This is a genomic window from Candidatus Defluviilinea gracilis (genome assembly GCA_016716235.1).
GTDB lineage: Bacteria > Chloroflexota > Anaerolineae > Anaerolineales > Villigracilaceae > Defluviilinea > Defluviilinea gracilis.
Window position 1 is genome coordinate 22898 of record JADJWS010000007.1, and the last position, 25649, is coordinate 48546.

The following is a 25649-nucleotide window of genomic DNA, read 5'->3' on the forward strand; positions in this document are numbered from 1 at the left end:
CTTGAAGTAGTATTGGAGTTGCCAAACAAGGGCTGAACAAGTCTAGAGCCGCTCACGAGGCAAACGCCGAGTCAAACTCAAATTCTGAAGCAGACCCAGCCCTTGTTGTGAACTATGCTTGATCAGTATTCAAGCCTGAAAGGCTAGTAATGGAGAATGCACGTTCACAAGTTGGCAAACCCAATACCCAAGTCCAAAAGAGGTTCAGAATGACAACATTTGTATCCTTTGTAGGTGTCGATATTGCATCCGCTTCTTTCATGGCAGTGTTGGAACACAGCCTTGGAAAGTCACGGTCAAACCAACGAAATTCGAGAATGACGAAAATGGTTTCGTCTCCTTTCTCGGCTGGTTGCAGGAACACAACCTGAAGACCGAAAGCACCGTGGTGTGTATGGAAGCGACAGGCGTCTATAGTGAAGGCTTGGCATACTTCCTATATGCCAGTGGTTATTCGGTGGCGGTCGAACCGCCGTTGAACATCCAGCGCAAGTTTCCTGTGAACGCTTCCAAAACCGATGAACTGGACTGCCAGTATATCGCCGAGTATGCCTGCCGCTATGCGGACAAACTCTCCTTGTGGAAACCGAGAGCCGAGATTTTGGAGCAAGTCAAGCTACTGTTGACCACGCGCCAGCACTTTTCGGTACAGTTGACGGGACATAAGAACGCCTTGCACGCGATCCACCGCAAGAAGGTCTCGTCTGAACTTGCCAAGCACTCTCACCAGAACATGATCGAGCAGATTACCAAGTCCATCAAAGAGATCGATAAGGAAATCCGTCGTTTGATTGAAAGCGATCCAACCTTCAAACAGACCCTGCTCTTGCTCATGACGGTGCTGGCATCGGGCTGCAACTCGCCGCTCACTTACTGATCCTCATGCAGGAAACACTCGATCCAAGAAGTTTGGCGGCTTTCATCGGCATCTGCCCGATCAAGCATGAAAGTGGCTCTTCCGTCTACTCGGCTCCAACTTCACGACACTTTGGACCTCCAAAGTTACGCAAACTCCTTTATCTGGCGGCCTGCTCCGTGCGTACGCACAAAAAGCAGTTTCAGCAATACTTTTACCGCAAAGTCGCGGATGGCAAGCACAAAAAACTGGTCCTCAACAACATCCAAAACAAGATCCTCAAGATTGCTTGTGCTGTCGTCCGCTCGCAACAACCCTACCTTCCCAACTATGTTGCTGTCAATCCCCTGGTTTTTCAAAAAACCTTGACGGCTTCATAGTATTCAGAATGACATAACGTGAAATACATAAACAAAACGAGGAACCATCAATGGAATATCGAAATCTAGGCAAGGCGGGCGTGAAAGTATCGGCTATTGGGATCGGATGCAATCAATTCGGCGGCAAAGTGGACGCGGCTGGCACAAAAGCCGTCGTCCATCGCGCGTTGGATGAGGGCATCAATTTTTTCGACACGGCAAACGTGTACAGCAACGGCGCATCGGAGGAATTCGTCGGCGCGGCGTTGGAGGGACAAAGAGATCGAGTCGTGCTCGCCACAAAAGGACGATTCAAAATGGGCGAGGGTCCGAACGACATTGGCGCGTCGCGGTATCACATCATGAGCGCGGTCGAGGCGAGTCTGCGGAGGCTGAGAACAGACCACATTGATCTGTATCAGATTCACGCGTGGGACGAATCGGTGCCCGTCGCCGAGATGATGCGCGCGCTCGACGATCTCGTCCGCGCGGGGAAAATCCGCTACATCGGCGCGAGTCAATTTTCGGCGTGGCAGTTGGCGCATTGCAACACGTTCGCCGAGATGATGGGCTGGGAGCAATTCGTCACGATCCAAACGCACTACAATTTGTTCGAGCGCGACGCCGAGCGCGAACTCCTGCCCTATTGCGCGTGGTCGAACGTCGGCATCCTGCCATACTTCCCGCTCGCGGGCGGTCTGCTCACGGGAAAATACACGCGCGGCGAAGCGCCACCTGAGGGATCGCGCGGCACGTTCAGCCCGTACGTGAAGAATCGACTCACCGAAGCCAACTTCGACAAACTGGATGCGCTCCGCTCTTTTGCCGTCTCACGCGGACGCGCGCTTCATGACCTCGCTTTTGGCTGGTTACTCAGTCGGAAGCAGATCCCCTCCGTGATCGCTGGCGCGACAACGCCCGAGCAAGTGACGGCAAACGCGGCAACTGTTGGTTGGAAATTATCGGAGGAAGAGTTGAAAGAATTACAAGGGTTGCTGTGAATCGAATGTTCACCATAAAAACTTTATCTGCCTCCGACCTGCCTCTTTTGCTCAATATCGCGGACGATGTCTTTGACAATCCCGTGAACGAATCTTTCGCGCGCGAATTTCTCGCAGACCCGCGCCATCACATCGTCGTCGCGTTGGTTGGCGGTGTTGTGATCGGGTTTGCCTCTGCCGTCCATTACATTCATCCCGACAAGCCGCCTGAATTGTGGATCAACGAAGTCGGCGTCGCGGATTCGCATCAGGGCAAAGGAATCGGCAAAGCGATCATGAATGAGATGCTGAACTTGGGGAAAGGACTCGGCTGTGTCAACGCGTGGGTGTTGACCGACAAGAATAATGTTGCCGCGAACGGATTGTATAAGTCGGTGGGCGGAAGCATTTCCGATGAAGAGACTGTAATGTATGAGTTTGATGTGGTTGGCGTTCAGAACAATTCGAGACTATAATGCCGTATATAGAATATCGCATAGCCTATAAGCTGATTAAGACATCGTTAGGCGTTTGTATGCAACCCTTAATGTCTCGTTTTATGATTGCCGAAGGGAGACGATTATGAGTTATTGGGATTTCAAAAGCGAAGAAGAGAAAGTAAAAATAATTGCCGATCAAAAAGAAAAAAAACCAAAAACTATTCACACCGTTGTCAGCATTATTTATATCGGGGTAATATTATTAAGTAGCCCGTTAATTCTCTGGTCGTTAGCGTATAGTTACGGGCTTTTCATAGCTATCATCTGGGTAATTGGTTCCATCATTGTTTCTAGAATCCTCATTAATAGAAACAATATTCCCATTGCATACCTGGTTTTGTTTTCTGCGCCCGTCATAGCATGGTTATTCATGATTCAATAAATAACATAACAACAACTTGATCTTGGCGTTCTGTTTGCAAGTGTAAATCGATTTTGTTATTGGCGAGTCAAAGTTCGAGTTTTTTCTACATCTCAAGCCTTTGTCAGCCCGCCCAAAATTGGCTAACGCACCCCCGTTACCTAATACTTCCTCAACCGCCACCAGCCGCGCTCGTTCTTACACGACTACTCCCCTCGCTTACAAATTTTCTCTCAGCCACGCGAGCGCGTCGTGTTTTTGTTCGCGCGCAGTTGCACTGCGAGCGGGGTTGTCTAAAAAGGGGAAGAACAAGTTGAGAAAACGGCGTAAACGGAGCAAGAGACAAAAAAACTGGCGGTCATTGGATCGCCAGTTTTCGTAAATTGTGCGCCATGCACACCAGACCCCACTCCACATCCACTTTTTCAACCCTGGAGCATGAACCTTCGGAAGCCCATGTTCTGTTTCACGTCCCCGAAGACCGTTTCGGGTTCAATGCTTCGTAATTTACGCAGGCCATACCCTGCTCGGAAAGCAGGTTGTCTTTGGCTTGCTGACGATAGCGGCGGAGTTCAAATCCGACTTGCATTTGGCGATTGCCTTTGGCTTTGGTGCATTTGGGTTTGAGAGGGCAGGCGGCACACTCCAAACATTCATAAACCCGCCGTTCAGATAAGAAGCCGTTTTTGGATTGGTAGGGTTTGGTTTCGATATAGACCATGCGATGGTGGGCGGGACACACGAACTGATCCTTGTCCTGATCGTAGGGAAAGCAGGTTGACTTGAAGCGCATCTTCTCAAGCAGTTCGGGTTTGCGCGGCGGGTGTTGCTCCTGGTGGAAGGTGTTGTATTTGAGGTAGTTCCCCATGCCGTGCTTTTCCAAATAGGCATAGTTTTCTTCGCTGCCGTAGCCTGCGTCGCCAGACACGTTTTTGAATTGTTTGCCCTGCGGAAACTGCTGTTGTTGCATATGGGGAATGAAGCAACTGGTATCGTCGGCTTGTTGGTGGAGGCTATAGCCCACCACAAACTGTCCTTCGGTTCCTATTTGCACGTTATAAGCCGGGCGCGCCAGCGGCTTGCGCGCCGCCCGGTCTTCCTTCATGCGCAGACTGCTGGCCTGCGGGTCGGTTTTCGAATAGCTGTTGCGTCCCGCCAGAATGCGTTCTTGCTCTTCGTACTTCTCCAAACGCGGCACATCCTCCTGCTCCAATTTCTTCATTGCCTTTTTCTGTTCCGGCGTCAGCGGCTTTTCCTTCAACTGGGCGTTGATCTCCGCCGCTTTCCGCTTCACCTTCTCGGCCGTCAACTCGCTTTGCTCGCCCAGTTCTCCCAGGTTTTCCTCCCGTATACTGCATTCTCGCGTTCGTTCACCTGCTCGATTTCATCCAGCAACGCCTGAATTTGCTGTTGTAGTTTCTCCTTGTATTTCTGCGTCTTCTTCGCCCACACCACTTTGTGCGGGTTGGAGTTGGCGCCCAGCTTGCTCCCATCCACAAAGTAATTCTCCATCTTCACGTAGCCCTCTTCCACCAGAAGCTCCATCATCGAAGCGAACACTTTCCGCACCGCTTCCTTCAACGTGTCGCTCCGAAAGTTGTTGATCGTGTGAAAGGCCGGTTGCCCCCGCTGATCCACATGAAGCCAATATTCTCCCACAGCGCTTTTTCGATCTTCCGCGACGAATAGATCTTCTGGGTGTAGGCATACACAATCACCTTCAACATCATGCGCGGATGATAACTGCTCGTCCCGCCCCCTTTGTATTTTGCTAAAAGCGGCTCGATGTCCAGCTCATCCACGACGCGATTGACCACCCGTACCAGATGTTTTTCAGGGATTAATTCTTCCAAACTCGGCGGCAGCAGACTCAACTGCTCCATTGCGTACGGCTTGAAGGTGAGGTTTCGGTTGTTCATCTCCCTATTGTATTAAACTTTTCCCCAACTGAGGAGGGGCTGTCCTCCCCTTTTTAGACAGCCCCCAACAGGGAATTTATATTTTTACGAACCCTTAGGGGGGTTGGAAGGGCTGATCTATCGAAAGTTCGGTCTATGGGCGGATTTCTAGAGCCGCGCCCGCCTTCTTGCGGATGCGGTCTGCTGAACAAGCGGCAACCAAGGTGCGGTTATTCGATCTGGTTGAGTTCGGGTCGTAGCGCCAACACTTCCGCTTCACTGGCTAATCCAACATCTGCGTGCAAAAGCGCATGCACCGATTCACGCTGCGCTCGAAACGGAAAGTGGATGTACAATGGGGCTTGTTCGCTCTGGTTCACAACATCGGCAAGATCCACACCTTTGGGACCCTAATCCGACTCCGCACAGTCGTGGTTTACCGTATTCAACACGAATAACCTGTCGATTGTTCCAGCATCCGTCTTGCGTTCTGCCTAAAAATATTGTTTTTCGACAGTCTCGTTAGGCGCCAACGGGAATCAAGGTCCAGAATATCGAAAGAACTGCATTATGAATGAAGATAACTTCAATAGCCAAGAAGACATGATTCGCCAGTTCGAAGAACGAGAGCGCCAAGCAGTCCTTCAACAAGACTTACCCGCACTCAAGCTCTTGTGGTCGGAAGAATTGATCGTCAATAATCCTCAGAATCAAATTTCGACTAACCGAGACGATGTTTTGATACTAGTCAAACGTGGATTGATCCGCTATGCAGTGTTCGAACGGCGAATTGAGTCTGTCCGGTTTCACACTGACATTGCCATTGTCATGGGTGCTGAGACTGTCGAGCCAATTGGGGATGCACCGCATGCCGGCGAATTTGTAGAGCGGCGGTTTACTAATATTTGGAGAAGGCAAGATGCCACCTGGCAGATGATTGCGCGACATGCCAATGTCATCGCCCGCTAATCTCGTCGAAACGCAGTGTAAGAACATGAGTGATTTTTGTCCGTTGCGAAGTTCACAGGGTCATGCAATAATTATTCACGTTGGCAGTGGTCTTACTTTTCTGGCTCAGCGCCTGCTAATACATAAAATGCGCCCAACAAGACGCGCAGCCGACTGGGGGTACGCACCGCGGTGAGTCCACCCTCCCACCCCAAACCGCTAACGCAAGTCCGTTACCGAATACTTCCTCAACCTCATCACCAGCCGCGTTAACCCGAGCGCGGCTATCACGCCATTTACAAATTCTCCCTCAGCCACGCGAGCGCGTCGCCGGGCGTGCCGATCCGCAAGCCTGAGTTCTCCGCCACTTTGGGGTCATCCAAGAAATGTTTGCGGTTATGTGTAACAAGGAAATCGACCCCGGCTCTCATAGCCACAAGAAGAATCGGCACATCGGCAGGGTCCTTGATCAAATATAAATTCGACCGAGAATCTTTGGGCAATGGATTGCGAACGATCTTCACTCTGGAGATTTTGATCAGATTTCTTAGGTCATCTAGGCTGCGCGGAGATTTACGCGCTACAACGCGTTCAGACTCAACGACAACCAACTCGCTAATGGTTATAACGATATCCCCGAATTCACCTAACAACAATATCGCGCGGGCGGCGCCAGCGCTCGAAATGGCGCCTGCTACCAACGCGCTGCTGTCAAGAAATATGTTCGGCTTTGCCACGAAGGTTTTTCCACTGCCTACTTCTCGGCATAGTGTTCCAGATAGTATTGGTGACGCTCTTCGTCGAGGGCTTCCAACAAGTCATCGAGGCTAACATTATCCTCCTTGAGTTGCTTTGCGATCTTGTCACCCAATTTATTGACTTGCGAAACCGTAGGCTTAATAAGAATTGATCCTTCGCCTAAATCAATAATGGTGAACAACTCGCCATCTTCCAACTTGTATTTCTTGCGCAAACTGGCAGGAAGAGTGATCGTCCCTTTTCCACGCATTTGAACAGTTGTCATGGTAAATCTCCAGAAAATCGGAATTCCAGAATTTCTGGAATTCTACCACGTCTCCCCACCAAGCAAAGGCTTAAAACTTCCTCAACCTCATCACCAACCTCGTCAACCCGATCGCGGCTAACAGCACCAACCCCACTGCCACTTCAAACGCCAATCTATTGATTCGAATCACCAAACTCAACAGCGCGATTCCAAACCCCAGCGCGGCGACGATGCCTGCCCGTGTCAGGTGACGGCGTTCCATGCCCGCGATATCATCCGTTGGGGCGGCGTAACTGAGGCGGCGGGCAAAATCGGAGAGGTCCCAGCCGAGCAAGCCGCCGAGCGCACCGAGCAACATCCAGAGCGTGGTGAAATTGTGCCACACGCCATACGCCGCGCCGAGAATTACGATAGCAAACGCCAAAGAGGAAACCCAATACAATTTCCGCCAGTGCGAGAGAATCCAAACGATTCCCAGCAACACAAACCAACGCGCGGGGTCAGTCATGCCTGCTTGCGAATATCCGTATGCAAGCGAGGCTGTTCCGAGGAGGATGCTCAATATCATTGCCGCAAGTGTCATCGATTTCTCCGTGTCCCTTAACCACTGAGACGCGGAGACACTGAGAAAAACATTTTTAATTCTCCGCGACTCAGTTTCTCCGTAGTTTGTTCTTTTCTACCTTCCAACAGCGCGCACCCACGCAGGCGGGCGCGATAATTTTCGCTTCACAACTTGATCGAACGGTTCAGACACGTCCCAATCCAATACTTGAATCCCTGCGCGCTGAATTTTTTGCAGTAGCAACGCGCGTTCCATGCGGATGACACGGGCGGCGAGTTCCACATGTTTATTCTTCGGCAGGTACGAGAGTTCAAACTTCACCGGGTTCGGGCAGACGACCAGCGCCTGATACCCCCGCGCGCGCAACTGCACCAATGGACTCAAATCATCCTCGTGCAATGGCGAGACCAGAATGATCTGCGACTCGGGCGGGAACAAGCGCGTCGGCAAATGCTCGAGACCCGCAAACACATTACTGCCGCCGGGACGCGCATGCGCCAGTGAAAACAAAATCTTCTCGCGTTGAAGTTTCCCGTAGCCCGGGATCGTCCAACGCAGGAAGGCGGCGTATACCAGCAAGCCCACGCGGTTGCCTTGCGCAAGCAGGGCATCGCTCAACGCCGCCGCCGCTTGCGCCGAATATTCAAACAACGAATGCCCGCGAGCAAACTCGTTCGTTCGCAAACGCCCATCCAAAATGATGCCCACATCGGCGGCGCGTTCCTGCTGAAATTCATTGGCGTACAGCGCGTCCGCATCCGCGTGATGCGCGCTTGCCCGCCAGTTGATGGCGCGCGGAGAGTCGCCGGGTTGATACTCGCGGACGCCGAAGAATTCCGTGCCTGAGCCGCCCACCCGCGCGGGAATTGTCCCAGCGTAGACTCTCGTCCGACGCGGACGAATCGCCACGTGACGGAGACGAATCACCGGCGGGAAGACGAACAACTCCGCCTGCGCTTCTAATTCGACCGTGCGGCTGGTCACCCGTAGGAAATCGTTGACCTGCGCCCGCACCGAGTCAAACCCGTAGCCCCCGCGCGGTCCCGCCACGCGATACCTGAACGTGAACGATGAATCTTTCCGCAGGCGAATCAGATGTCCCGTATGCCCGAAACGGAGGGTTAAATCCGCCGGTAAAAAATCTTCGATCAACACCTCGTCGAGGGATGCGCCGCGATTGACGACCGTCACCGTTACTGTGACTTCCGCGCCGGGCGATGCGCGCTCCGCGCTGAGATGCCGCGTCGCTTCGAGCTTGATCTCGTTGGGAGAAAATAAAAATCCCGCGAGCAGATAGATCACAAAAGGAATCGCAAGCGCGATGAACTCGCCGCGCACGGTGGCGATGCCCGCCATCAGCAGACTATAGATGATAAAACCGAGAAGGAGTGAGCGTGACAAGTGACTGCCAGATTGAGTGAGTAGAGGATTAGATAACTAGAGGACTAGAGGATTAGAAGATTAGAGGATTAGAAGGCTAGAAGACTACTTGTTTACCGGCACCGGTGTCTTCTCGAGCGCGTCGCGGATTACGTCGTCGCCGACCGAGCGCGACATCCAATATTCGGGTTGGAGGATCACGCGGTGGGTGAGGATGGGCGTGGCGTAACGTTTGATATCGTCGGGGATGATAAAGTCGCGCCCATCGAGCGCGGCATTGGCGCGCGCCATTTTGAGAAAAGCCAGCGACCCGCGTGGGCTGGCTCCCACTGCCACGCGGCGGTCGATGCGTGTGGCATGAACAAGCGTTGCGATATAACTTTCAAGATCGGCGTCCACGTGAACCGACTCGACCGCTTCTCTTAGTTCCAGTACTTGTTTTGCTTTGGCGATCTCGCGCAACTCCACTTCATCTTGTTTGCGTTCGCGCCGCCGTTGCAAGATCAATTTCTCCTCTTCGAGCGTGGGATGACCCACCGTGAGTTTCAACATGAAGCGATCGAGTTGCGCTTCGGGGAGCGGGAAGGTCCCCTCATATTCGATGGGGTTTTGCGTGGCAAGCACGAGGAACGGCTCCGGCAGGGGCAGGGATTCGCCGTCGATGGTCACGTGTCCCTCCTGCATGGCTTCGAGCAACGCGGACTGTGTCTTTGGCGAGGCGCGGTTGATCTCGTCGGCAAGGACGATGTTGGCGAACACCGGCCCCTTGCGGAGTTCGAATTTATTTTTGACGCGGTTGAAGATGTACCCGCCCGTGATGTCGCCGGGCAGAAGGTCTGGCGTAAATTGGATGCGCTTAAAATCCAGCCCAAGCGCTTTGGCGAAACTGCGCGCGATGAGCGTTTTGCCAAGCCCGGGAAAATCTTCGAGAAGCATGTGCCCGCCTGCCAGCACAGACGCCATCATCATTTCGAGCAGGGCGCGTTTGCCCACCACAGCGCGTTCCACCTCGGCAATAACCTGGTTGCCAATCAGCGATACTTTTTTTATGTCTGCCACGTTGACTCCACGAGTGAAATGACTGTCGCTTTATGTATGCCTATCCATTTGTTGCGATTCAAGAAACTCCACCGCTTCGCTCACATCCAGATCGAGCGATGTTTTTTGCGGCAGTGAAAGGGAACCCCATCTCCCGATTGGGAAATCTGCAAACGAACCCTGCAACCCGCGTTCGAGATAGCGCCGCACTTCATCGGGCGGATCCCAGCCTTCGCCGGTGAGCGGCGCAAACAGAGCGCGCGGTTTGCCATGTTCGCGCATGGAAAGGAGTTGATGCGCCAACTTGCCGAGGCGGTTTGCCACCACCCACTTGAAGTATGTGCCTTGGGTCGATTTTGCCAATGCCCTGGCGAGACTTTCCACCCCGCCGCGTTCCTCGCGCTGGAGATCGATCTGGCTTCCCTTCGGCTTGATCTCCGGTAGGAGGCTGGTTCCCAAAACGAGCAGGGTAACCAGCGCGATGCCGATCCACCACAGCGATTGGTCGACAGAGCGGTAAAACAACCCCAGCAACCAAAACACATACGCGAGCGGAATCACCACAAGGTGATACACCGCCTCGCGGAACGGAAATGCCAGCAAGGCGGCGATGATCGCAATGATACTCAGCGCCGCAAGGTTACGGCGGGTCATACCGGTTCACCGCAATGTTGCAGAATGGAGGTGAGACACGCCACTGCTTCGCTCACCATGTTCGGATTCGATCGTTGCCCGCCGTAACGGACCGACTCGAAGAGGCGCGTCAGCGCGCGCACCGCGTCGGAGGGGATGCCTTCCGCTTCCAGGCGCGCGGCAAATTCACTGGGCGTCATCGAAGCGTTTCGGTTCAGGTTTTTGCGGTGTGAGACGGCATCGCTCATCCGATAGTAGCAGTTGAGGATCACATCCGCCGATTCTCTGCCGGCGGATAAATCCAGGATCGAGGCGCGGGCGATCTTTGCGATCCGTCCTTTTGCAAGATCGGACGACGGCGCGTTGAGTTCCTTCCAGAAAGAATACGCTTTCCATGCGATGAAGAGAACCAAAAGGAGAAGCCCGAAACTCAACACGTACGCCCACCACGAAGCAGACTGAGGCGGCGTGAATTCTGGAGCCGCCGCTCCGGTCGCTGTCTCGCTCGACTCAGCATTCAATGCGGAAAGGTTAAGCCCTAACTGGCTGAGGATGTTTGGGTAGCGTGTGAAGATCATGGATAACAGCCAGATCGTGAGCGCCGCCCGAATGACGGCATTGAGCAGGCGTTTGCGCATTTCGGGAGAGAGCAGCAAGCCGATCAGCGCGAACAGGATAACAAGCAAGATCAAGACGAGCAATTGAGTTTGGAAGGGGACAGCCTGCATGTTGCTGATGGCTTCGATGGCGGCGGCGCGAATACCGTTTGCCGTTCCGGTGCCGAATTGTTGCCCCGCTCGAAAGTCCATGCCGCCCAGCCCGGAGGCGAGGATCGTCAATGCCGCGAGGGCAACGAACGCCAGGGCGGCGATCAGGATTTTGTTGGATGACAAGGCGCGCATAGGGTGAGGGGATTGTACCATCCCGGCTATAATCACCAACACCCTCGCCATGACTGAATCAACCATCGACTGTGCCAGCCCTCTCCATCCGCATGCCGCGCAGGGATTGCGCCTCTTTAATGAAGGGAAGTACTTCGAGGCGCACGAAGCGCTGGAGGTCGCGTGGCTGGAAGAAAAGGGAAAAATCCGCGACTTGTACCGGGGAATTTTGCAGGTGGGCGTGACGTATCTGCACATCACGCGCGGGAATTACAACGGCGCGATCAAGGTGCATGGGCGGAGCGTGAGGTGGCTGAAGGATTTTCCGCCGGTCTGCCGGGGAATCGGCGTGGAGGAATTGCGGAGCGATGCGGAAGAGGCGATCAACGAAGTGATGAAGCTGGGAGAAAAGAGAATTGGAGAATTCGACCTGGCGCGGCTGAGACCTGTCAAGTGGGAGGAAGGCTGGGGGAAACTGAAGCAGGCTGACCCTGAGTCGAACCGGCGCGTCTACATCTGCGATCGGTGCGGGAGCGAAATGCGCGAGTCGAATTGCAAGGTCACTTGTCCCAATTGCGGAAACCGTTTCGATTGTTCAGACTTGAATATTTATTTCGATTGAAGCCGTGCGAAGGGTCGGAACCTTCGCACGGTTCATTGTGTGGCAGATTATTTCACGAGGCGGAAGGTCAGGATGCTTTTTTCAAAAACTTCCAACTCCTTGTAAAACTCGTTGATTTGCGTCCAATACTCCACATACCAAACTGTATTGCCGTCTAAAAAAACATACAGCAAGCTATTGACATCAAGGTTGTCTGTTGATTTTCCCTCAAACAGTACTCGTAGCGCTGGCGCAGAATTCACGAACACCTTCCGTTGATCAACAATCCGCAGAGGAAGGGGAGTCGCCGTTATTTCGGCACCGGAATTCGCCAAATGCGACTCGAGCGTATCGCCTTGTAGTGGTTCGTAGGCAATGATGACATACAGGTTGTATAGCGTAGTTGTTGTCGGCGTCCGCGAAAGAGTAAGGTCTAGGGTGATTTGCTTATCGAGGATCAACAGGTCTTTGATCGTGGTTTTCCGATAGTCACTCGGCAGCCAAATCTCAATATTCGCAGTCTTATGTTGTTTCCACCCTTCTGGAATCAATTGCTCATAGGGAATCGCGGTTGGCGGGAGCGTTGGCGTGGATGTGGGAGGCGCGACCAGGGTTGCGGTGGGGATGACAAGTGTCGGCGCGACCGGTTGAGGAGCCATCGAGGTTACCCCGCCTGTGAAAATGAAATACCCGGCAACGCAAAGGATCAATATCAATGTTCCCGCCAGCGCGCCCAGGACGCCGAGCTGAGGGATGGTCATGCCGAGATACCTGCGATTTGGATTCATAAGCCCTCCGCGCAATACAGATTGAGATTAGCTCATTTTCTACGGACGTTCTGGGTGAAAGATCCAATGAATTTATTTTACCCTTTTCGGATATTACTCAACCGTTATAAGTTCATCACTGAAAATCATTTCACGGATTAGGCGTTCCCACCATGGAAGGAACGACCATGGGCGTCAACGTCGGCGTAATCGTTGGAGCGAGAGTCGGGATCGGGTTCAGCCAGCCGCTGAAGAAAAAATAATCCTGCAAGAATCCATAACGCTCATCATCCGTCATCAAGCGCGGGCGCGAGTAGTCTTCGAGGATACCGGTCAGCAATTCCACGCTGATGAGTTTACCGTCATAGATCACATAGCGATCGTAAAATTCGCGGCGGATTCCGGGCGGCATCCAATCCTGATCGCCCATTTGGTCGAAGAATAAGTTTCCAAGCCCATAATGGATGAAGGCATCGTCGTAGAATTCCATCATTTGCGGGTAATGCGCCTGACTGCCGCTGACGACCGACGCGCCGGAGTCTGCCATCAAACGGAAGTCCGCCATTTGTTGCGGGCTGGGGTGCGAGTCGTAACTTTCGTTCCATTGAAAGGTGGAGATCACCACATAGCCTTGCGCTTTCAATTCGGCGATCTTTTGCGCGAGATACTCAAAGTCGCAGGGGGCGGCGCCGGGGCGAAAATCGCGCGCGGTGGGGAAGCGGTCCACATCGGGCTTATTGCAACCCACGAACGCGATCTTGTTGCCGTTGACTTCAAACAGGGCAGGCTCGAGCGAATCGTTCAAGTCTCTGCCGCCGCCGAAATAAGGAAGATCATGCTGGCTGTAAATATCGATGGTTTCCAACATCCCCTGCGCGCCGCGATCGGCAAAGTGATTGCCGGTCAACTCCACCACGTCCGCGCCGACATCGGTGAGCAGGTCGATGTATTTCGGGTCACTGCAAAAGACCAGCGGGCCGGTCGCGTCGGGCTTGGGGAATTCGCATCCCGTGAAGAACGGAATTTCGTTGCTGATGTGGGCGATGTCCGCTTCGCGCAGAACATCGCGGATCTTTTCGCCGGGGTACGTCACGCCTTTGTATTCCATCGTCACGGCGGTGGCGCGCACGAGGGCGGTGACGCCGGTGAGGATGACGGTTGTTAGTTTTGATGGGTCGTAATTAGAGAGTAGAGGATTAGAAAGTAGAGAATTGGTCGGCGTTTGAAGTGTAAAGTCTACCGTGAGTGGATAAGAGGCGAGGTCGAATTTTTTTCGGATCGGCGATTGACCGTCAATGGTCAACACTTTCCACTTCGGCTGGATTTCCTCAAACGGGATGATCGCCCAGGCGGATTCGCTCCACGCTTGGTCGAGCAGTTCGCCCGTCGAAACGATTCGTACCGACGGGGCGACTGGGGCATCCCATAGGACGGTTAAGGCGTCCCGTGTAGATTCTTCCATCAACAGAGGCATCCCATTAAGCAGTTTGCCCTCCGTCCACGCGAGGTGGAGTTGGTCGAGGGTGACGCCGTCTGTGACAGTTGGGAACGGCGCGACGAGCGCGTACACCCATTGGATTTTTTTCTCGCTCAGCGACGGATTCGATTCGACGAACGGCGAGGCGTCGAGGATGAAATTCGACAGGTTCAAATTTTGCATTTGTTCGCGCAGTGACGCGGGGACCGACTCGCCGATGCGCGCGCCCGGCGCGGGGGTGAATGTGATGGGTTTTTGTGTTGCGATAGACGTTGGTGTTGATGAAGAGACTGGGGACTGGAGACTCGGTGTTGCTTGAGGGGAGCAGGAAATTAACAGGAGGAGAATACAGAGTGAGTGAAATTTTTTCATGGCGCGATGATTATACTCTCGCCCTCACCCCTAGCCCCTCTCCCTTGGGGAGAGGGGGATTCTCATGCCTTCAATGTAATTTCAGCCAGCGAAAATTCTTTCAGCGCGGATTCGTCAATCGTCACGCCCAAGCCGTGAGCGGTTGGGACGGTGATCGTGCTGTCGTCGTTCAGCATAAATCGTTCGTTCGTGATGTCGCGGTGATAGTAGCGATCCGAAGCGGAGATGTCGCCGGGCAGGACGAAGCCCGGCAGAGACGCGAGCGCGAGATTCGAGGCGCGCCCGATTCCCGTTTCGAGCATCCCCCCGCACCACACAGGGACTTGTTGAGCGAGGCAGTGATCGTGAATCGCGATGGCTTGACTCAACCCGCCGACGCGGGCGGGCTTGATGTTGATGATCTTGCAGGCTTTCATCTCCAGCGCGTAACGCGCATGGCGCGGCGAGACCACGCTTTCATCCAAACAGATCGGCGTTTTGAATTCGGCTTGCAGGAGGCGATGATCCCAAATGTCGTCTTCGAAGAGCGGCTGTTCGATCAACAGCAGGTTCAGGTCGTCAATCTTCTTCAACACCTGCGCGGACTCAAGCGTGTACGCGGAATTGGCGTCCACTTGCAAGCGCAAGTCGGGGTGCGCCTTGCGGACGGCGAGCGTCTCTTCCACTTCGCGCCCCGGCTTGATCTTGATCTTCACGCGGCGATACCCTTGACCCAAATACGAATCAACCGTCTTCACCAGCGCGGATGCGGATTCTTGAATCCCGATGGAGACTCCCACATCCACTTTGTCGCGTGTGCCGCCGAACATTTCTTTCAGCGGCTTGCCATCGCGTTTACCGAGCAGATCCCACAACGCCATTTCGACTCCCGCCTTGGCGAGGTGGTGTCCGCGAATCCGCTCGACGCGGGATTGGAAATCGTCCGCATCCTGGATGTCTTGTCCCAGCACGAGCGGGGCGATGAAATCTTTGAGGATGTGCCACGCGGTGCCGGTCGTTTCGTAGTTGTAGCCCGGCTCGCGCGAAGCGACACATTCACCCCAACCGGTCAGTCCTTCGGCGTGGAGTTCAATGATGACGCACTCGCGCACCGTCTCGCGCCCGAACGAGGTCTCGAACGGCGCGACGAGCGGCATGGAGATGTGGTGGAGGGTGAGGGAGGAGAGTTTCATGGGATGTTTTCTATGTTGTCTTTCAGTCGTATAATGTTGTACATAGGCTATTATACAAAGAATTAGCTGTACAACCATGCCTATGGCGTCTGATACGGCAAAAGTAGGATTAAGGCGTAGTTGGGCAGGTACTTGCAAAACATAGAGAAGCCTAAATTGCATAGGATGAGTGATGGGTCAAAGCGAAAAAAATTCAGCGGCAAGTGTATTTTCGTGGAAAGACGTTTTTCCCTTTTTAGGCGCGTTAATTGCCGCTTATATTGGCTATTTAGGTATCCGCTCTCAAATTGAAATTCCAATTCAGGCTACTCAAACTGCCGAAGCACGGCTTACAGAGGTTTCGGGGATATTTAGCATGACGCAATTCGCAATTGCACCTTCCGAAACATTATTGCCCTCACCAACTTATACCGAAACATCTACGCCAACTTTTACTCCTACAATAACATCGAGTCCAACTTTGCCGCCATCGCAGACCCCTACTAAAGCCCCAACCGCAACTCCAACAATTGCCCCTGTTGTATTTCGGGGTTTAGACAGAAATTGCATTTCAAAAACTTACTGGAATCCAACTCCAGTATTTCCAACTGACAACCTGACATTGGACAAAAATGGTTGCTGGAACTTAACGTCATGGGGTATTCTTGCAGAAAATCAAAGCCTAAAGTTTGTTGTTACCGATGATATATTCAACGACCGAGTAACCCGAAGTATTTACACAACCCTAGGCAATAATGCTGTTGTTGAATTTAAGGTAAATGTCAAATCACTTACTTCTTCATCGGACATGGACGGCGTTGTGTTCATTGGGCTAGGCAATAAAACTTCTTATGCAGAGCCTGGTTACTTTCTAAAGTACATTGTTCTTGCCAGAGAAACGACACCGTATTTTGTATTCGCCCCTGATTATTTCAACTACTACACTCCAAAAACTGATTACAGTTTTGGCGATGTTCAATCGGTAAAAATTACAATTAACGGTTCAGATGTAAGCGTTCAGGTTGGCAATCAAACAAAAAGTCTCACCTTGCTTCCATCTAAAAGAGAAGTCCTTTGGATAGGCTATTCAACGCCCGCATCAAACAATTACGTCAATGCCGTAATTTCTGATTTCAAAATCTATGACAAATGAGTTGTGTTCAAAAACATCTATGGGTATATACTTTCCAAAGTCAAGGTTTCGGTAGGCACAAGCCTGCCCAACAAAGCGTCCTATTCAGGTTAACTAAGATTGACTTACAATAGGCAGTATGACATGGAAGCCATCATACTTGACACGCGAACAAATGGAAGAAAGGCGACTAGAGGGTGGGCGTCTTTTGAGGGCGGGGAAATTATCGCAAGCCGAAATTACTCGGCGCTTGGGAGTCAGCCGAGCCACGGTGAGCGAGTGGGCCAAAACAGTGGAAGCGAAAGGCATACGCGGTCTCCGCAGAAGGAAAGCAGAAGGTAGTCAATCAAAACTGAATTCGTTGCAAAAGCAAAAACTAAAATGCCTGTTGGATCGCGGCGCATTGGCAAATGGATTTCCAACAGACCGCTGGACATTGGAACGTGTACGGCAATTGATCCAGCAGAAATTTGAGGTCGGCTATCATCCCAATTATCTCAATCGTTTGTTGCGGGGCTTGGGTTTCAGTCCGCAAAAGCCTTTGCCGCAAGCCATGGAACAGGAAAAAGAACTGGTACGGGCGTGGTTGCAACGAGATTGGCCAAGGATAAAAAAAATCGCGGCGGCTCGGCGCAAAAATCGTATTTTGGGATGAATTTGGCTTCTCCTTTCAAGAACAACTGGCTACGACTTGGGCTCGCAGAGGAAAACGTCCACTCTTTCGACGAGTCACAAAGGAACGTCGCGCATTATCCACAGCGGTCGCGCTGACACTTTCAGGAAACATCTACAAACGCCATTTTGAAGGTTCGGTGAAAAGCGAAAACGTGGTGAAAACACTCGAGCATGTTCAACGGCAAATACCAGGCAGAATCATTTTGATTTGGGATCGAGCCAGTATTCATCTGAGCAAGATCACCAAAGCCTACCTTCAGAAACATCCTGAAATCTTGATTGAAGAATTGCCTGCCTACGCTCCGCAACTCAACCCAGAAGAATATTGTCATGGAAATGTCAAGCAACGTCTCAAAAACGCTCGCCCTACAAGTAAAGAAGAAATTCGCTCCATGCTCAATCGTGGCTTTGCTCGCTTGCGTCGCCGTCCCGATTTGCTCCTCGGGTTCTTTCACACCGCAGGGCTGTCTGTTAGGCAACTTAGGTTAACCTGAATAAGAAACGAGAACATGAGAGCCTATGCTCTTTTGACGTCCTTTTCCCCGTCTATGCTTAACACAAAAAAGGATGTCGCCTTTTGCTTTTTTGTATAACGACATCCTGTCATATGCACAATTTAATTGATGGGCATGAATGGCACGGCTCTTAAGTGGTGCAGCTTCCTAAACGGGATCGTTATAGATCGTCAAACAAACCAATCCTGAATTTATTGGATGTACAATGGACGCGCAGCGATTCGCTCTGGTTCACAATATCGGCAAGATCCACGTCTTTGGGGCGCTCGCCTGACCCTGACAGAGCGAAACGAAGACTGCCATACTCGGTCCCTGGCACACGGGGACGGCTCTGGCCAAAATCGGTTTTTCGACAGTCTCGTTATACGGATGGCGTCTGAATAAGTGGTGATTGAGCGCAAATTTGAAATGAATTAATTACAGATCGATGCAACATGAAAATTTGATGCCAAGGAGGATCGTTATGGATGCCTGGAGCTTGTTTTTTCTCCCCTGCTTGTGCGCCATACCTCTCGTGATAATCGCAATCTTCGTATCAAAAGACACCCACATCTTTGACTTCAAAGATAAAACAGAAATTCAATCAACAGACAAAAGTCTTTTGCAAGTACCAGACTCTTCGCCGAAAGGTAAAACCCTCTTTTTTTCTGGGTGTGGATTCTTAATTGCCAGCGCTTTTTGCCTTGCAGCTTTTCCGATTTCTCTCATGATCGTGCTAGGGTTGGGAATGAGCGGCGACTTCGAAGTTTCAATCGTAGCTTTGAGTATGGTTGGTTTATTACTCAACATCGTCTTTATAATAGCGTTTGGAATTATTAGCGCGATTCTGTTATCCATTTGGGCAATCAAGAAATACAAAACCAGGTTAGCCTGACCTCAACATGGCAGGTCTCGCACGATCCGCTCGACCATCTCCATATCCGCCGACGGGATTTCAGCCAGGCGATACCAATTGGTACACAACATCCGTTTTTGCTGTTGAGACAATTTCTTGGCGGCGATGGTCAGATCGTAGGCGGTTTGCCAGTCGCCGGTTTGGGCATACGCTTCGATAAAGGGAATGTATTCCGCGCCGTATTTCGGAGTCAAACCAAGTCCCTGCGCCTGCTGATAGAGGTCAATGACTGTGTTCCACTCTTTCATTTGGCGGGCAAGGTCTGCCTTCTGGAAGAAGTAACACCATGTGTGAGGAGGCTCGGGCCCGAAAATGTCGGTGTCGGGCGAGGCAGGCTGAGGGTCCGGGATGATGCGCGAAAGGTTAGAGATTGGGATGAGCCGTTGGCTCCCCTCATCCAGCAAGGGATCATACAGGTAGACCGAATCCAGAACGCGCAGGCAGGACGAATCGGTTTGATGAAAAATCGCGACATTGTTGGACGAGTTGCCGTTGAACATCAAATTGCGGGCGGGGAATTTGTACGCGGTATCCGGTGTGACATACCGTTCGTATTCAGGGGTGATGAACATGTAGGGGATCGAACCGTTCGGGGTTTGAAAATGATACAGGAGGTTGACCGCCCAAGTCGCGTCCATGTCGTGCGTGATCATGTAGGACGGATAGGCAAAACTGTACACCGCCGTATCCGTTTGCAAAGCGGGCGCGCGCCAATACAACTGCCAATAGAATTCGGGTTGGATTTTCCAATCGCGGCGATACGAATCCGCCATCACAACCTGCGTTGCTATCGAAAACATGAGCAGGAATCCAAGTATCCATTTTTGCCCGGCAGGACGGATGAACAACAACACGAGACCGATAAGCGTGAGACTCGCGCCAAACATCGGAGCGAGCGTAAAGCGTTCGTTCCAGCCGCCCGTGCTGACCTCTTTGCCAATCGCCCAAATGGGAATCGCGCTCGAGACGAACATCAAGAGACCGATGAAAATGATCAACAGCGGAGAGGTTCGATTCTGAGTCTCATCCTCTTTTGTGTTGTAGAAGAACCAAAAGGCAAGCGCGAATAACCCACCCAACCCAAACGCGAACCACGTAATTCGCTGTTGGAAGGTGACGCCGCCAAGCCCGATGATCGCGTCTGTCCACACTTGAAGCGTAGAATACAAAACATCCCACAACGCCTTGTTGAAGAGATTCAACGAGGCTCCAAGAAAAGAAGTTTCAAATCCGCTCAAGGTGGAATCGATATTGTCGAGGCGGGCGAAGGTCTGAAGCGCGGTGGGAAAATACACAAAGCGGATCCAGAAAAAGAGCGCGGTCACCAGCACATACGGCAGGGAATACAGCACAACTTTACGCAAGGTCTGCGAATCTTTTTTGAATCCATTTGCGACCAGTATCCAGATCAGCACAGGGCGCATGAACTCGACGCCCGAAAAGTATTCGATGGTGATGAGGTGCATGAATGTGGCGATCCACGATAATGGAAAAAATAAACGCGCCCATTTCGGCTGTTTGATCGCGACCGCCATCAGATACAACGACAAGCAAAAAAGGAACAGCGTCATGATATGGCGCGAGAACGCCGCTGATTGTTCCTGTTGGATAAAGCCCGGGTACACCGCCAACAACGCGCCCAGCCAATAAAGTTGTTTTTTATACTCGGGCCAACATTGGATCAGCGCATACACAAAGAACAACGTCCCTGCCGCGCGAAGAGTCAACGAGGCGATCTGCCAGCCGATGGGTTTTGAACCGACAAGGAGATAGATCAACTGATACGCCCACGGATACGGTCTATCCACCGCGTAATAGCCGAATTGATAGGCGGGGTCGAGCTTGGTAAAAAATTGAACTTCCCAATCGGACCAGTAATAGCCCAGCGAGGTCAGGTCATATCCGTACGCGGCGAACGCCAGCAAAAATAAAGCCACTGGATAAAACCATGGCTTTTCAGAGATCGTTTTTAGTTTTTCAAGGCTGGTTTTCATAACTTTGTTTCTGTATTTTCCGTTTTCCATGATTGAATGCTTGATGCCTATTTTGTCAGGAGGTTATTTTGGATGGCTCTCATTTTATCATTGGCGCATACGCAAAGGTAGGGCGTAGGAATGGCGCCGCGAAATCTCAATTCTCAATCGCAAACCGCCTTGGTTGGATTTTTACAACAATTTTACATCTCTGCCATATGGGCGTAACTCGCGCATTCTACAATTGCCATCGTAACCTTGAAAGGAGGTTTATCATGATGATGAAAGTATTGTTCAAGAAAACCCTGTTGCTGGCGCTGGTAATGGCGCTCGGCGTGGGGAGCCTGTCGGTATTTGGCGTTTCGGCCGCAGGATCGAACGACCCGACTCCGCCGCCCCCGCAGGGTGAAATGACGGACGAGCGTCTCGAGCAAATCTGGGCGAAGCAACTCCGCGCGTATGAGATATTGGGCAAGACCGAAGAGTTCATCGGCAAAACCCAGAAACTGATCGATCGCGCCGCGCAAAGTGGAAAGGATGTCTCTGCCGTGCAAGCCGCTTTGGACGCATTTACAGATGCGGCGAAAGACGCCAAGCCGGTCTATGAAAGCGCGCAATCCATGGTCGACTCGCATGCGGGCTTCGATGCGGACGGCAAAGTGATCGACCCCGAGCAAGCCAAAGCGACTATCCGCGCGATGGGTGAGAAGATGAAGGAGATCAAAGACGCAATGGGCGGCGCCGGCAAAGACCTGCGCGATGCGCTCCACGCCTTCCGCGAAGCAAATCCGCGCCCTGAAAAAACTCCGACGCCGTAATTGCTTATGCCGTGTCGCCCTGAGTGGCGCGAGGCGCCACTCAGGGTCTCTGATCTCGCAGTAGGGCTTACGCAGTTGAACCTGTTCCGCCGTAGTTGCACTGCGGCGGCGGCAGTACAACTGCCTGCCAACTGCGTAAGTCCTGTCCAGCTTATCTTGAGTTTTTCGAAGGTCTCAGAATGGCATGGCAACACGGTTTCCACAAACCCGCATTCGGCAGTACAATCGCCTCACCAAAAAAAAACAAAGTGAGGCAGATTATGTACACATCCGAAGGTAAAAAAATCGTCCATACCGATAAAGCGCCCAAAGCGATCGGTCCCTATTCACAAGCCATCCGCACCGAGAGTTTGGTCTTCACAGCCGGGCAGATTGGGTTAGACCCCGCCACGATGGAAATTGTCCAAGGCGGCATCGAAGTGGAAACGCGGCAGGCGCTGACCAACCTCAAGCACGTGCTCGAATCGGCGGACTCGGGTTTGAACTTTGTGGTCAAGACGCTCGTATTTTTGCAAGACATGAACGACTTCGCCAAGATGAATGCGGTCTATGCCGAATTCTTTCCTGAGAACCCGCCCGCGCGAAGCACTGTCGCGGCGGCTGGCTTGCCCAAAGGCGCGCGGGTCGAAGTCGAATGTGTCGCGTTGCTCTCTCCCGCCCGCGGTGATTAATTTTTAACCGCAAAGCCCTACCCGTGAACGAACTCATCCTCCTCGTCGACGACGAACCCTCCATTATCAAACTGGCGCGTATGTATCTCGAGCGCGAGGGTTTTCGCATCCAAGCCGCGCGCGACGGCGAGGCGGCAGTGGAGGTTGCCCAGCGTGAGCGCCCCGCTCTCATCGTGCTGGATGTGATGCTCCCGAAACTCGACGGCTTCGAGGTGTGCCGCCGTTTGCGTTCTGCTAATCATCCCGCCGATATCCTCATGCTCACCGCGCGCGATGAGGATATCGATAAAATTCTGGGTCTCGAACTTGGCGCGGACGATTACCTCACCAAGCCGTTCAACCCGCGAGAACTGGTTGCGCGCGTGAAGGCAATCCTGCGACGCGGCGAGCGCGGCGTCAGGGCGGAGAATGCTTCCACGCTTCGACTCGGCGACCTGACGGTTGACCCAGCTCGAAGGGAGGTTCGAATCGGTTCTTCCTCCTGCCTCAACCTGCGCGCGCAAGAATTCGACTTGCTCCTCACGTTTGCGGAGCATCGCGGGTTGGTGCTCACGCGCGAGCAGATCCTGCAAAAGGCGTGGGGCTTTGATTTCTACGGTCAGACCCGCACGGTGGATGTGCACGTGGCGCATCTACGAAAGAAACTGGAGCCGAGTTCCGTGAAGATCGAAACCGTGACCGGTGTTGGGTATAAACTCGTGGTTGCCTGACGCAGTTCGTTACGGCATTGCAAGATTGTTCCGCCCGCCGAGGCGTACACTTAGGTTGGAGTATGAGCGAGCAAACCAACCCCTTGTTGAAAATCTGGGCGCAGATGCACTCCGTTATTCAGGAGTTTTGGGCGATCACCGAGCCTGAGGTCGAAAAAGTCGCCGTGCGTAACGACGTCCCCTTTGAACTGTATCTGTACAGTGAATTAGGGTTGGATTATTTCTCGCGCGTTAACTTTCAAAAGCGCGACCCGTTTACCAACCCCGAGAAATTTGAGAAGACGTTTGCCTACCTCGATGTGAAGGGGTGGATCCAGCCTCAGCCGGAGGATCAATACAAGGTAACCGAAATGGCGCGGGCGGGCGTGAAATTCATCGTCATGGCTGGCGATGCGAAACTCCCGCCGCCGGAGTTTATGCCGGAGATCGACCTCGAACGACTTAAGGTGTTGCTCAAGAAGATCGCGCTGGCGAACGATAGCGCTCCTGAGCCTCCGGAGAAATGGGCGATCCTCAAGCGCTTCCGGGTGGCGGACCGGGAAAGCCCGGTGATGACAAAGATTCGGGAATACCTGCTGGACTTATTTGCCTATCGCGATGATGCGCATCTTGAAGCGGCGCGTCCGCACTTTCATACGGCAGGCATCGCCTGGAATGTGTTGGGCGCGGCGGCGGGCGGCAACCCGGTGACTGCGGACAGACTGGCTGAACAACTTGCTTTTCGCGGGTACGATGCCGATGAGTACGCGGTCGCATTGCAAGCCGCGCAAGAGATCGGCTGGCTTGAACAAGCCGGCGACTCGGGCGCATATCGCATATCGCGCCAGGGAGTTGAACTGCGCGAGCAGGTTGAACGACAGACCGACGCGTATTTCTTTGCCCCGTGGTCGGCGCTCACACAGGAAGAACTCGATGAATTGCAAGAGTCGCTCGGCAAATTGCGCGAGAAATTGCGGGAGCATCGAAAATCGAACCAGCAAGCCTGACGAATTGTTTGCGGATTTCGCGGGGTTGCAAACCATACTCTGTTGCATATGTTTACTTCACTCCGTTCGCGCCTTTGGCTAAGTTACGCCCTCGTGATCACCGTTGCATTACTGGCGGTGATTGTTGTTTTGTTGGTCTATCTGCTTCGCAATCCGTTGTTGTATCGGGAAACCTTGCAACGCTTGCGGGGTGTTCAAACGCAACTCTCAACAAACCCGCGCGAGTTGTTGCAAGACACAGCCAAACTCCGCGAGATCGCCGAAGCGAATAACGCCCGTATCGTGATCTTCGATGCAACCCAGACGCTCGTCTTCGATTCGAATCCCGACCAGCCCGCCCTCCCGTTTCCGCGCAACACCCTTGTGAATCGAAATTCGCAATTCGCCACCGACGCGCAAGGCGGATCGTGGTTGCAGACGAAATCGCGCCTGCCGAATGGAAATATGATCGTGACCGCCGCGCCTCGACCCGCAACAAAGTTTTTGAATGTCTTCGCCGACGAACTGTTGACTCCGATCTTGCAAGGCGGCGTAATCGCCCTGTTGCTCTCGCTCGTGCTGGCGTTTGCGATCTCGCGCTCGGTGGCAGACCCGTTACAACAGGTTGTCCTCGCCGCCAGAAGTTACCCGCAGAGCGCAGAGGCGGAACCCGTTTCGTTGCGCGGACCGCGCGAAGTGCAAGATTTGACTCAAGCGTTCAACTCGATGATTCAGCGCGTGAACAACACCCAAAAAGCGCAGCGCGATTTTGTGGCGAATGTTTCGCACGAGTTGAAGACGCCGCTCACCTCCATTCAGGGATTTGCCCAAGCCATCCTCGATCACACCGCCGATTCGCCCGACGCGCGTAAGCAAGCCGCGCAAATTATTTATGACGAAGCCGGGCGGATGCACCGCATGGCGCTGGATTTACTCGATCTTGCCCGACTTGAGGCTGGCACGGCCGACCTCAATATCTCCGCAGTGGATGCGGGAGCGTTGTTGCGCGGCATCGCTGAAAAATTTTCCATCCAGGCGCAACAAGCGGAGGTAGACCTGCAAGTGAATGTCCCGCAGGGTTTGCCCTCGCTTCTCGGCGACGGCGACAGGTTGGCGCAGGTGTTTACGAATCTTGTGGACAACGCGTTGAAGTTCACGCCCGCGAACGGACGTGTTGCGCTCTCCGCAAAAAAGGATGAGGGGTGGATCGAATTCGAGGTGGCTGATTCAGGTGTCGGCGTCGAGAGCGAAGCGTTGCCCCGTCTATTTGATCGGTTTTATCAAGTGGACACATCCCGCGCCGGTGGCGAGGGGCATGGGGCGGGGCTCGGTCTGGCGATCGCGCGCGAGATCACGCAGGCGCATGGTGGTAAAATTGGCGTCCGAAGTTCGATGGGGCATGGGACGACATTTACGATCCGTCTGCCGCTTGCGAATAAGTAAAATAAGACCATTGCGATCTTTCTCTGCCACAGAGACCACGGAGAAAAAAAAGATTTTCCACCTGCCCCAAACGTGATTT

General features: G+C 52.9%; 30 protein-coding genes and 1 pseudogene. 17 read left to right on the plus strand and 14 right to left on the minus strand.

Annotated elements, in window-relative coordinates; genetic code table 11:
- Window positions 1-217 precede the first annotated feature (217 nt).
- From IPM31_18090 to IPM31_18110, 5 genes are all read left to right on the plus strand, one after another.
- Complete coding sequence (locus tag IPM31_18090) at window positions 218-877, plus strand: transposase (protein ID MBK9008883.1); 660 nt, start codon at window positions 218-220, stop codon at window positions 875-877.
- Window positions 878-882: 5 nt separating this feature from the next.
- Window positions 883-1236, plus strand: a complete 354-nt coding sequence (locus IPM31_18095) for an IS110 family transposase (GenBank protein MBK9008884.1) — start codon at window positions 883-885, stop codon at window positions 1234-1236.
- A gap of 50 nt (window positions 1237-1286) precedes the next feature.
- Complete coding sequence (locus tag IPM31_18100) at window positions 1287-2216, plus strand: aldo/keto reductase (GenBank protein ID MBK9008885.1); 930 nt, start codon at window positions 1287-1289, stop codon at window positions 2214-2216.
- 5 nt (window positions 2217-2221) lie between these two features.
- Window positions 2222-2671, plus strand: a complete 450-nt coding sequence (locus IPM31_18105) for a GNAT family N-acetyltransferase (protein MBK9008886.1) — start codon at window positions 2222-2224, stop codon at window positions 2669-2671.
- A 106-nt stretch (window positions 2672-2777) separates the two neighbouring features.
- The gene (locus tag IPM31_18110) at window positions 2778-3077 is read left to right on the plus strand and encodes a hypothetical protein (GenBank protein ID MBK9008887.1); all 300 of its coding nucleotides are present in this window, start codon (window positions 2778-2780) and stop codon (window positions 3075-3077) included.
- Window positions 3078-3522: 445 nt separating this feature from the next.
- On the opposite strand, the gene IPM31_18115 is transcribed toward IPM31_18110, so the two are convergent.
- Genes IPM31_18115 through IPM31_18125 form a run of 3 tightly spaced genes read right to left on the minus strand, consistent with a single transcriptional unit; the run spans window position 3523 to window position 4975 of the window.
- Window positions 3523-4365, minus strand: coding sequence for a transposase (locus IPM31_18115; protein MBK9008888.1), 843 nt, complete (start codon window positions 4363-4365; stop codon window positions 3523-3525).
- Window positions 4362-4637, minus strand: coding sequence for a hypothetical protein (locus tag IPM31_18120; GenBank protein MBK9008889.1), 276 nt, complete (start codon window positions 4635-4637; stop codon window positions 4362-4364). Before IPM31_18120 ends, IPM31_18115 begins: the two co-directional genes overlap by 4 nt.
- Window positions 4634-4975 carry a transposase gene (locus tag IPM31_18125; GenBank protein ID MBK9008890.1) on the minus strand — a complete coding sequence of 114 codons (342 nt, stop codon included), beginning with the start codon at window positions 4973-4975 and terminating at the stop codon, window positions 4634-4636. The genes IPM31_18120 and IPM31_18125 overlap by 4 nt, the downstream gene beginning before the upstream one ends.
- 284 nt (window positions 4976-5259) lie before the next feature.
- Between IPM31_18125 and IPM31_18130 the strand changes: the two are divergent.
- Together IPM31_18130 and IPM31_18135 are read left to right on the plus strand one after the other, a co-directional pair.
- A pseudogene (locus IPM31_18130) lies at window positions 5260-5346 on the plus strand (transposase).
- Window positions 5347-5524: 178 nt separating this feature from the next.
- Window positions 5525-5923, plus strand: coding sequence for a nuclear transport factor 2 family protein (locus IPM31_18135; protein ID MBK9008891.1), 399 nt, complete (start codon window positions 5525-5527; stop codon window positions 5921-5923).
- A gap of 275 nt (window positions 5924-6198) precedes the next feature.
- On the opposite strand, the gene IPM31_18140 is transcribed toward IPM31_18135, so the two are convergent.
- From IPM31_18140 to IPM31_18170, 7 genes are all read right to left on the minus strand, one after another.
- Entirely contained in the window at window positions 6199-6639 is a 441-nt protein-coding gene (locus IPM31_18140) for a PIN domain-containing protein (GenBank protein ID MBK9008892.1), read from the minus strand.
- A gap of 17 nt (window positions 6640-6656) precedes the next feature.
- Window positions 6657-6926 carry an AbrB/MazE/SpoVT family DNA-binding domain-containing protein gene (locus tag IPM31_18145; GenBank protein ID MBK9008893.1) on the minus strand — a complete coding sequence of 90 codons (270 nt, stop codon included), beginning with the start codon at window positions 6924-6926 and terminating at the stop codon, window positions 6657-6659.
- A 70-nt stretch (window positions 6927-6996) separates the two neighbouring features.
- Window positions 6997-7491: a hypothetical protein gene (locus IPM31_18150; GenBank protein ID MBK9008894.1), complete on the minus strand. Its 495-nt coding sequence runs from the start codon at window positions 7489-7491 to the stop codon at window positions 6997-6999.
- A 96-nt stretch (window positions 7492-7587) separates the two neighbouring features.
- Entirely contained in the window at window positions 7588-8829 is a 1242-nt protein-coding gene (locus IPM31_18155; protein ID MBK9008895.1) for a DUF58 domain-containing protein, read from the minus strand.
- Window positions 8830-8958: 129 nt separating this feature from the next.
- Entirely contained in the window at window positions 8959-9822 is an 864-nt protein-coding gene (locus IPM31_18160; GenBank protein ID MBK9008896.1) for a MoxR family ATPase, read from the minus strand.
- A 120-nt stretch (window positions 9823-9942) separates the two neighbouring features.
- Complete coding sequence (locus tag IPM31_18165) at window positions 9943-10545, minus strand: hypothetical protein (GenBank protein MBK9008897.1); 603 nt, start codon at window positions 10543-10545, stop codon at window positions 9943-9945.
- The gene (locus IPM31_18170) at window positions 10542-11417 is read right to left on the minus strand and encodes a DUF4129 domain-containing protein (protein MBK9008898.1); all 876 of its coding nucleotides are present in this window, start codon (window positions 11415-11417) and stop codon (window positions 10542-10544) included. The genes IPM31_18165 and IPM31_18170 overlap by 4 nt, the downstream gene beginning before the upstream one ends.
- Before the next feature lie 58 nt (window positions 11418-11475).
- Here IPM31_18170 and IPM31_18175 point away from each other — a divergent pair, with 58 nt between their 5' ends.
- Window positions 11476-12027 carry a DUF309 domain-containing protein gene (locus tag IPM31_18175; protein ID MBK9008899.1) on the plus strand — a complete coding sequence of 184 codons (552 nt, stop codon included), beginning with the start codon at window positions 11476-11478 and terminating at the stop codon, window positions 12025-12027.
- 47 nt (window positions 12028-12074) lie between these two features.
- Here the strand turns inward: IPM31_18175 and IPM31_18180 are convergent, their stop codons facing one another.
- From IPM31_18180 to menC, 3 genes are all read right to left on the minus strand, one after another.
- Window positions 12075-12794: a hypothetical protein gene (locus IPM31_18180; protein ID MBK9008900.1), complete on the minus strand. Its 720-nt coding sequence runs from the start codon at window positions 12792-12794 to the stop codon at window positions 12075-12077.
- A gap of 130 nt (window positions 12795-12924) precedes the next feature.
- Window positions 12925-14622 (minus strand): CapA family protein, encoded by a 1698-nt coding sequence (locus IPM31_18185; GenBank protein MBK9008901.1) that lies wholly within the window; start codon window positions 14620-14622, stop codon window positions 12925-12927.
- A 62-nt stretch (window positions 14623-14684) separates the two neighbouring features.
- A complete protein-coding gene (menC, locus tag IPM31_18190; protein ID MBK9008902.1) occupies window positions 14685-15794 on the minus strand; it encodes an o-succinylbenzoate synthase in 1110 nt (369 codons plus the stop codon).
- Between the two features lie 172 nt (window positions 15795-15966).
- Here menC and IPM31_18195 point away from each other — a divergent pair, with 172 nt between their 5' ends.
- The 4 genes from IPM31_18195 (at window position 15967) to IPM31_18210 (ending at window position 18969) form a co-directional block, all read left to right on the plus strand.
- A complete protein-coding gene (locus tag IPM31_18195; protein MBK9008903.1) occupies window positions 15967-16926 on the plus strand; it encodes a hypothetical protein in 960 nt (319 codons plus the stop codon).
- A gap of 118 nt (window positions 16927-17044) precedes the next feature.
- Complete coding sequence (locus IPM31_18200) at window positions 17045-17560, plus strand: winged helix-turn-helix domain-containing protein (protein MBK9008904.1); 516 nt, start codon at window positions 17045-17047, stop codon at window positions 17558-17560.
- Window positions 17544-18074: a transposase gene (locus IPM31_18205; protein MBK9008905.1), complete on the plus strand. Its 531-nt coding sequence runs from the start codon at window positions 17544-17546 to the stop codon at window positions 18072-18074. Before IPM31_18200 ends, IPM31_18205 begins: the two co-directional genes overlap by 17 nt.
- A gap of 484 nt (window positions 18075-18558) precedes the next feature.
- Window positions 18559-18969 (plus strand): hypothetical protein, encoded by a 411-nt coding sequence (locus IPM31_18210; GenBank protein MBK9008906.1) that lies wholly within the window; start codon window positions 18559-18561, stop codon window positions 18967-18969.
- Window positions 18970-18971: 2 nt separating this feature from the next.
- Here IPM31_18210 and IPM31_18215 read toward each other — a convergent pair whose 3' ends face one another.
- Entirely contained in the window at window positions 18972-20984 is a 2013-nt protein-coding gene (locus IPM31_18215; GenBank protein MBK9008907.1) for a hypothetical protein, read from the minus strand.
- Between the two features lie 254 nt (window positions 20985-21238).
- On the opposite strand from IPM31_18215, the gene IPM31_18220 reads away from it, so the two are divergent.
- The 5 genes from IPM31_18220 (at window position 21239) to IPM31_18240 (ending at window position 25570) form a co-directional block, all read left to right on the plus strand.
- A complete protein-coding gene (locus tag IPM31_18220; protein MBK9008908.1) occupies window positions 21239-21781 on the plus strand; it encodes a hypothetical protein in 543 nt (180 codons plus the stop codon).
- Window positions 21782-22041: 260 nt separating this feature from the next.
- A complete protein-coding gene (locus tag IPM31_18225) occupies window positions 22042-22452 on the plus strand; it encodes a RidA family protein (GenBank protein MBK9008909.1) in 411 nt (136 codons plus the stop codon).
- Window positions 22453-22475: 23 nt separating this feature from the next.
- Window positions 22476-23162: a response regulator transcription factor gene (locus IPM31_18230; GenBank protein MBK9008910.1), complete on the plus strand. Its 687-nt coding sequence runs from the start codon at window positions 22476-22478 to the stop codon at window positions 23160-23162.
- Window positions 23163-23224: 62 nt separating this feature from the next.
- A complete protein-coding gene (locus IPM31_18235; GenBank protein ID MBK9008911.1) occupies window positions 23225-24148 on the plus strand; it encodes a hypothetical protein in 924 nt (307 codons plus the stop codon).
- Window positions 24149-24196: 48 nt separating this feature from the next.
- Window positions 24197-25570, plus strand: a complete 1374-nt coding sequence (locus IPM31_18240; GenBank protein ID MBK9008912.1) for a HAMP domain-containing histidine kinase — start codon at window positions 24197-24199, stop codon at window positions 25568-25570.
- Window positions 25571-25649: the final 79 nt, after the last annotated feature.

What these genes read in the sequence shown, in the direction of transcription:
- IPM31_18150 (MBK9008894.1), bottom strand. Translation starts at nt 7,491, where the DNA reads ATGACACTTGCGGCAATGATATTGAGCATCCTCCTCGGAACAGCCTCG.
- IPM31_18110 (MBK9008887.1), top strand. Translation starts at nt 2,778, where the DNA reads ATGAGTTATTGGGATTTCAAAAGCGAAGAAGAGAAAGTAAAAATAATT.
- IPM31_18220 (MBK9008908.1), top strand. Translation starts at nt 21,239, where the DNA reads ATGATGATGAAAGTATTGTTCAAGAAAACCCTGTTGCTGGCGCTGGTA.
- IPM31_18165 (MBK9008897.1), bottom strand. Translation starts at nt 10,545, where the DNA reads ATGACCCGCCGTAACCTTGCGGCGCTGAGTATCATTGCGATCATCGCC.
- IPM31_18095 (MBK9008884.1), top strand. Translation starts at nt 883, where the DNA reads ATGCAGGAAACACTCGATCCAAGAAGTTTGGCGGCTTTCATCGGCATC.
- menC (MBK9008902.1), bottom strand. Translation starts at nt 15,794, where the DNA reads ATGAAACTCTCCTCCCTCACCCTCCACCACATCTCCATGCCGCTCGTC.
- IPM31_18100 (MBK9008885.1), top strand. Translation starts at nt 1,287, where the DNA reads ATGGAATATCGAAATCTAGGCAAGGCGGGCGTGAAAGTATCGGCTATT.
- IPM31_18180 (MBK9008900.1), bottom strand. Translation starts at nt 12,794, where the DNA reads ATGAATCCAAATCGCAGGTATCTCGGCATGACCATCCCTCAGCTCGGC.
- IPM31_18225 (MBK9008909.1), top strand. Translation starts at nt 22,042, where the DNA reads ATGTACACATCCGAAGGTAAAAAAATCGTCCATACCGATAAAGCGCCC.
- IPM31_18210 (MBK9008906.1), top strand. Translation starts at nt 18,559, where the DNA reads ATGGATGCCTGGAGCTTGTTTTTTCTCCCCTGCTTGTGCGCCATACCT.
- IPM31_18125 (MBK9008890.1), bottom strand. Translation starts at nt 4,975, where the DNA reads ATGAACAACCGAAACCTCACCTTCAAGCCGTACGCAATGGAGCAGTTG.
- IPM31_18175 (MBK9008899.1), top strand. Translation starts at nt 11,476, where the DNA reads ATGACTGAATCAACCATCGACTGTGCCAGCCCTCTCCATCCGCATGCC.
- IPM31_18145 (MBK9008893.1), bottom strand. Translation starts at nt 6,926, where the DNA reads ATGACAACTGTTCAAATGCGTGGAAAAGGGACGATCACTCTTCCTGCC.
- IPM31_18185 (MBK9008901.1), bottom strand. Translation starts at nt 14,622, where the DNA reads ATGAAAAAATTTCACTCACTCTGTATTCTCCTCCTGTTAATTTCCTGC.
- IPM31_18240 (MBK9008912.1), top strand. Translation starts at nt 24,197, where the DNA reads ATGTTTACTTCACTCCGTTCGCGCCTTTGGCTAAGTTACGCCCTCGTG.
- IPM31_18155 (MBK9008895.1), bottom strand. Translation starts at nt 8,829, where the DNA reads ATGGCGGGCATCGCCACCGTGCGCGGCGAGTTCATCGCGCTTGCGATT.
- IPM31_18135 (MBK9008891.1), top strand. Translation starts at nt 5,525, where the DNA reads ATGAATGAAGATAACTTCAATAGCCAAGAAGACATGATTCGCCAGTTC.
- IPM31_18215 (MBK9008907.1), bottom strand. Translation starts at nt 20,984, where the DNA reads ATGAAAACCAGCCTTGAAAAACTAAAAACGATCTCTGAAAAGCCATGG.
- IPM31_18105 (MBK9008886.1), top strand. Translation starts at nt 2,222, where the DNA reads ATGTTCACCATAAAAACTTTATCTGCCTCCGACCTGCCTCTTTTGCTC.
- IPM31_18200 (MBK9008904.1), top strand. Translation starts at nt 17,045, where the DNA reads ATGACATGGAAGCCATCATACTTGACACGCGAACAAATGGAAGAAAGG.
- IPM31_18235 (MBK9008911.1), top strand. Translation starts at nt 23,225, where the DNA reads ATGAGCGAGCAAACCAACCCCTTGTTGAAAATCTGGGCGCAGATGCAC.
- IPM31_18160 (MBK9008896.1), bottom strand. Translation starts at nt 9,822, where the DNA reads ATGATGATGGCGTCTGTGCTGGCAGGCGGGCACATGCTTCTCGAAGAT.
- IPM31_18195 (MBK9008903.1), top strand. Translation starts at nt 15,967, where the DNA reads ATGGGTCAAAGCGAAAAAAATTCAGCGGCAAGTGTATTTTCGTGGAAA.